At 29.8% G+C, this 6,256-nt stretch carries 3 protein-coding genes; 1 reads left to right on the forward strand and 2 read right to left on the reverse strand.

The window, feature by feature from the left end; all coding sequences use genetic code 11:
- Window positions 1–69 precede the first annotated feature (69 nt).
- Window positions 70–1,008 carry a hypothetical protein gene (locus AB2369_RS10505; protein WP_367666432.1) on the reverse strand — a complete coding sequence of 313 codons (939 nt, stop codon included), beginning with the start codon at window positions 1,006–1,008 and terminating at the stop codon, window positions 70–72.
- Window positions 1,009–1,549: 541 nt separating this feature from the next.
- A complete protein-coding gene (locus AB2369_RS10510; protein ID WP_367666433.1) occupies window positions 1,550–4,639 on the reverse strand; it encodes a GNAT family N-acetyltransferase in 3,090 nt (1,029 codons plus the stop codon).
- 723 nt (window positions 4,640–5,362) lie between these two features.
- On the opposite strand from AB2369_RS10510, the gene AB2369_RS10515 reads away from it, so the two are divergent.
- The coding region (locus tag AB2369_RS10515; RefSeq protein WP_367666434.1) for an ATP-binding cassette domain-containing protein at window positions 5,363–6,256 on the forward strand (894 nt) is incomplete at its 3' end.

Below are 6,256 nucleotides of genomic sequence, written 5' to 3' on the forward strand. Positions count from 1 at the left end.
TATATATCCTTTTATATTATTATTCAAGACTTAAACTTTACTATTAACATAAAAGTTACCTCTGTTCCCTTATTTCTTTAAACTTTTCTCTCTTATATAATTAAGCTCATTTTCATTGAAAACTCCCATTTTATATAAAAGTAAATACTCCTCTGAGACTCCACTATCAAATAACATAAGGTCATCACTGTTTATTGTTATATCTATACCTTTATAGAATAATTTCCTAGCCTCATGATTTTTTATATCCTTCACAGCTCCTAGTATTAGGTTACTGCTTGGACAAATGTTTAGCCTAATATTTCTTTCCTTTATAAGATCCATAACATAGTTACTATGAGCTGCTCCTATGCCATGCTGAATTTCTTCTACTTCTAAGATTTCTATTGCATTTTTTACATTTTCTGGTCCTTGGAACTCTCCAGCATGAGCTTTAAGTTTTAATCCTTTTTTTCTTCCATAATCATAACACTCTTTAAATCTTTCAAAGTCTTCCAAGGATTCATCTCCATATAAATCCATTGATTTAAACACTCCACTTTCTATACAAGGAATCATCCACTTTTCTATATCCTCATTGCTTATACTCTTTGGCATACCAACTTCAGGTCTAAAATCTATAATATCCTTATATTTTTCTTTAATATTTCTTATTAATCGGAAAAAGTCCTTGCTATTTTCAAAATATTTTATACTGCTACAGTCTATACTTGTCTCTAATATCCTAACTCCATCTTCTATAGCTTCCTTTATCGCTCCGTCTATAAGAAACTCCATATGCTCAGCCTTAGTTATATACTTAAAGGTTTCGCCAAATATATATTCATCTAAACCTTTAATTCCATCCATAGTTTTAGGAGGGGGAACCACATTACCTCCTACCCATTTATTAAATGTAGAAAATCTCATCCCTAGACCACAATGATTATGAACATCTACCTTTGATGATTTCTTTATCTTAGCTAAATCATTTTCTATTAGTCCTTCTTTAAATAACTTACTGTCCATGTCCCTCTCCTTTAAATCAAATTCTATATATAGAAAGTTTATCTGATGGCTAGGAGCTGTAACAGCTCCTACGCTCCTAGATTAACTCATCTAACCTTCAGATGTGAAAAGAACACCACCTGAAGGAAGATTCCTTCTATAGAACTATTTTATAGTTCCTAAGTATATTTGTAAACTCTCACCCATTTTATATGATGGCTATGAGCTGTAAACTCCTATTCTCTCAAAAGGTGGAGGATAACAGTTGCTACCCCCTAGATTAACTCATCTACCCTTAAATATGGTGAAAGGATACCATCTGAAGGAAGATTCTTTCTATATTAAGTTTCGTTCTATATTAATGTAATTATCTACATATAAAAAACCTAGAAAAGTAGCCCTAATATAAAAATTTAAGGGGCTGTCGCATTAAGAAATCTAACCACAATATGTTGTCTTAGAATTTAAAAATCTAATACAATATATTGTAGTTTTTATTCTTTGCGCCACAGCCCCTTAAATCTTATCTTATTTAAATAATAGATATATTATTTCTATGCTTTTAGTCCGTAAAAAATCTTATATTTTTAAGCTCCTTAAGGAGATATTCCTCTATATAGTCATCTGTTCCTATATAAAATATTGGATTTGATATTATTCTTTCTCCCTTAGCTATTCCAATAAAGTCTGTATAATTCATATCCATTGTTTCTAAATTTAATTCACTCATAAGTCTTCTATTACTAAAATCACCATATACTTGAAGCTTTTCTTCTACATCTTCATGACCAAATAAAATTGTACTTTTGTTTACAATATTGACGTTTTCAAAACCAGCCTTATATTTAATCCTTTGCCCCTGTCCATTTATCACCTGAGCATAGCACTTTTTTATGTCTTTATATGTGTTAAAAAACATAACTGTATTAGTAACTTTACTTATATATCTATTATTCTCCCCAACTGTCTCCATAAATGCGCACACCATTGGTACTCCTTTTAACATAAGATAGTGTTCAGTTACAGTTAATCCTTCTAAATCCTCAAAATTCTTTAAATTCATAGATATTCTTAAGTCTGACCATCTATTTCCCTTGTTATCAACTAAGTCATCAAAGCTTATCTTAACCTTTTCTTTTAGGAAATACCTACATTCACTTCTTGATCCTATAAAGCTTTGAATCCCTCCAAACCATGGATTGTACCAGCTCTTTGGAATTGGTGTTGGAAAGGCTGTCTCAAGTATCTCTGACCCATTATACACCATAGAATATATGCCAGGTCCAAAGTCCTTACAAGCTCTTATTCTTATAACTCCATTATCCATAGTAAACACTGTATTACCTTCACCTTGGGATACCTCCCTCTTAACTTCTCCCTTATCTACTTTAAACAACAGCTTATTATCCTCTATTAAAAAGGATTTACCTTCTCTTTCAATAGTGATAATATCTCTATTTATATTACTTAAAATATCTATATCTAGCTCCTTACTGATTCCCTCAAGGTCAACCTCATATTGATCTATAATATCATTTTTGGATGATACCCTAATCTTTCCCTCTAGTTTAGAATTTTTGTACTCTGAAACCTTAAGTCTTAATTTATCATATATAAATGGGTTTCCTTGGTTCACTTTAACATCATAGTCATTTTTAACCTCTACATATTCCTTTAATTTTTTTCCCATGGCATAGCTTCTAAGTTCTTTGAAAGTTCTAAAGGTGCCTGAGGACATAAATATAGATTTCGATCTCTTCATCTCCCCTTTATTTATCACCCCTATTTCATGTTGGAAATATATAAAATAACCTTGAATCTTAGGGGCTAGTTCCTTATGCCAATGGATACTTCTTGTCTCATCCTTAGTGGAACCAAATATCCAATTTTCACTGATTCTTTCCTCTTTAAAATCCTCAATAAATGAAGATCCTATATCTCTTACTTTTAAAATCCCATTATCATAGGGAATAACTCCATTATTCACTCTATAAATTACTGGTTGCTTTATAAATATTTCATTGGTCTTATCTTCTCCATTATTAAAAACTTCAAAATAACTCTCCATAATTCCATTGCTTTGAATAGAGAATATCATATGTATATAGGTATCTTTAAACCTTTCAAGACTATAAGCACATCTCAGAACCATGGCATTATTTTCTTCATAAAATTTAACCTCTAAGGGTGCTGCATTATTTAAATCTTCGCTATAAGGCATACCTATTTCAGGACAAAAAATTGCAGATGTCATAAGGGTAATATTCTTTTCCCCGTTTAAGAATACTGAATTTTCTCCCTTAAAAAAGTCAACGCTATATTTACCATTTGCTATTCTATATCTATCCTCTAGCTCTCCTCCAAAGACTCCTGAAAAACTTTGAATAGGTAAGGCCACCTTAGAATTAAATTCAATATTCCTTCCATCTTTAAGCCTTATATTTAAAGCTATATTAGGATTAAAGATGGTGGCCTTTTTTAAAACAAATGGAAGCTTTATACTTCTTATTTCCTTTTTCTCTAAAGAAAGTTTAAATTCTCTATGTAAAATATCAATATCATCGCTCTTAGGTATTGTAAACTCTATGGAGGCTTCTTCATTAAACTTGTTTTCTAAGTCAAGATTCAATGTCTCCTCTTCTCCATGATACATTAATTCATTATTTCTGTTAAACTTCAGTTCTATTGGTGGCTCTGGAATTATTCCTATTTTAAACTCTGCCTCTTTTCCATTAATTATAACCTTAGCCTTAACTGATGGATGAGTTTTTAAATCCTCTATTTTAAAATCTATGGGATTTATAAAAAACTCTCCTTTGATTATTTCTTTCTCCTTAACTTTTCCTTTATATGACATATTGAAGTCTATATTTTTATGGTTTTCTCCCTGAATTTCAATGGTGAGGTCTTTCTTACTCTTATTAACCACATGGAATATAGCCTTATGCTTCTCACCAAATACAAGCCTTTGATTTTCTGCTCTTAAGGATATTAGATAATCTTTAGTTTCTATTAAAGTTAATCCTCTAGAACGTCTTTCAAACTCCATCCTAAGGCCTAGGTCTTTATTTTTCCACCTATATTCATAGAACTCAAAGTTATTTTCTTTTCTTCCCTCTGGTTCTAAATTTATTTCCCTCTTTAAATCATCATACCAATTTAATACTTCAAAACATTCCTTTACTGCTTCTGTATTAACTGCATAGGGTATAAAATTCATAAGATGTCCTTGTCCATTTTTATTCTCAAGGAAAAAGCCACATCTTTTATACAAAGGTATTGATTTAGTATTACCAGGCCATGTAAACAAATCTAATCTTGGAGAGTTAAGTTCTATGGTTCTTTCTACAGTTCTTTTAATTAATTCCTTTCCTATACCTTGTCCATGCTTATCGAATCTAACATTTAAAAGTCCCACATAAAGTGCATCTTCATCATATATATACTTTTTAAAAGAACAATATCCTAAAATTTCTTCTCCTTCCTTTGCAAGATATATATTTATATTTGATGTATTCTCATTTGACTTTAATACTTCTTCCTCCGTGGTGTCAGCCCATTCACCATTCCATCCTTCTGAACTTAACCTCCACATTCTAGCCACTTCTTTTGCATAAACCTTATCATACTCTATAAGTTTTAAGTTTTTCATTTTTTCCCCCTCTAGGTTTACCTTTAGTTTCTTTAGTGTACACACTTAATTAAACTTCTTTATCCTATTCCCAATAAATTAAGTAGATAACTCCGAAATTAGAATAGTCGCAAACCTATAATTAAGATTTATAGGATAATTTTACATTTATATTCAATGTTTGTAAATGTTTAACCACGGCTTTCTATGAAGTTTCATATTAAATTTAGAATTTTCTTTATATTTTCCATTATTTCTGATATAATAATAATGAAATAGTTTATATAAATACTTATGAGCTATTATTTTTTTAATTTCGTGAGGTGTAATATGTCTATTCGTTTTTAATTATCTAAATTTTAAAACCCTAAGAAAGCATAGAGTATTTTTGCGCACTTTTTTAGGATAAGATAGTTAAAAACAACTCATTGGTAACATAAGTAATCTAGGGGTACATGTCCTTATGATAGGATATTTCCATTAGATTATTAATATGGAGTCATAGGCATATTAATAAAAAGCTTATAGCTTTTTATGCACTTAATTTATTAAGTCTTATAGACAGTTGATAAAATTTAGTGCTAATTTTAATAAGCTTATTATGCCATAACCAGAGTTGGTTATGTTTTTTTATTTTCTCTAAACTTTAATTAATAATTATAACAAAGAGTTAAGTTTAAGATAAATTTTATCTTATTAGCTATCTTATCCTTTAATTAAATACGAGTTAAAGGAGAGATAATATTGAATATAACAATAAAAGATTTATATAAGGACTATGAAGGATCTATGGTATTTAAAAATATCAACTGTAGATTAAGTGATAATGATAGGGTAGGACTCATTGGAGGTAATGGGGTTGGTAAAACAACTCTATGTAAGATAATCTCTGACCTTGAAGGATATGAGGAGGGTTCTATTACTTATTCTCCTTCTAATATGAAAGTTTTATATCTTAATACTAATGAAAACATCAATGGAGGATTAACAGTATATAAAGTTTTACAAGGCTTTTTAAGGTCCTCTCACTATACCTCTGAGGAAGAAACCATAAAAACCCTGTTATATAAAGTGGGACTTAAGGATGACTTATTAAGGGAAGAATTTAAAAATTTAAGTGGTGGAGAAAAAACTAAGGTAATGCTATGTAGAGCCTATATTATGGACTTTAATATTTTAATTTTAGATGAGCCTACTAATCATTTAGATATGATCAGTATTAGTATGTTAGAAAAGTTTATAAACGCCTTAAAGCTTCCTGTGATTTTAATATCTCATGATAGATACTTTTTAGATAATACTTGTAATAAAATATGGTATCTCACTAAGAGTTCCTTAAAAGAATATAGGGGAAATTACTCCTTTTATAAAAATCAACTAGAACATGACATTATAACCTCCACTAAAATGTATAACAAGGAAGAAAGAGAGATAACTCACTTAAAATCTATTATAGAAGATAGAAAAACTTGGTTTCATAAGGCTCATAAATCTGCTATGAAAAATGATTTCTTAAGGTCTAAATCTAAGAAACATGTATCAATACTACGTTCTAAGGAAAAGCAACTAAAGAAGTTAGAGGAAAACAGAACAAAGCTTCCTGAAAAAGTTCTTCCTCCTACATTTACTATAATAAAT

The organism is Clostridium sp., from assembly GCF_040797585.1.
Taxonomy (GTDB): domain Bacteria; phylum Bacillota; class Clostridia; order Clostridiales; family Clostridiaceae; genus Clostridium_Z.

Coding starts and splice junctions, on each gene's coding strand:
- AB2369_RS10505 (WP_367666432.1), bottom strand. CDS start 1,008: ATGGACAGTAAGTTATTTAAAGAAGGACTAATAGAAAATGATTTAGCT.
- AB2369_RS10510 (WP_367666433.1), bottom strand. CDS start 4,639: ATGAAAAACTTAAAACTTATAGAGTATGATAAGGTTTATGCAAAAGAA.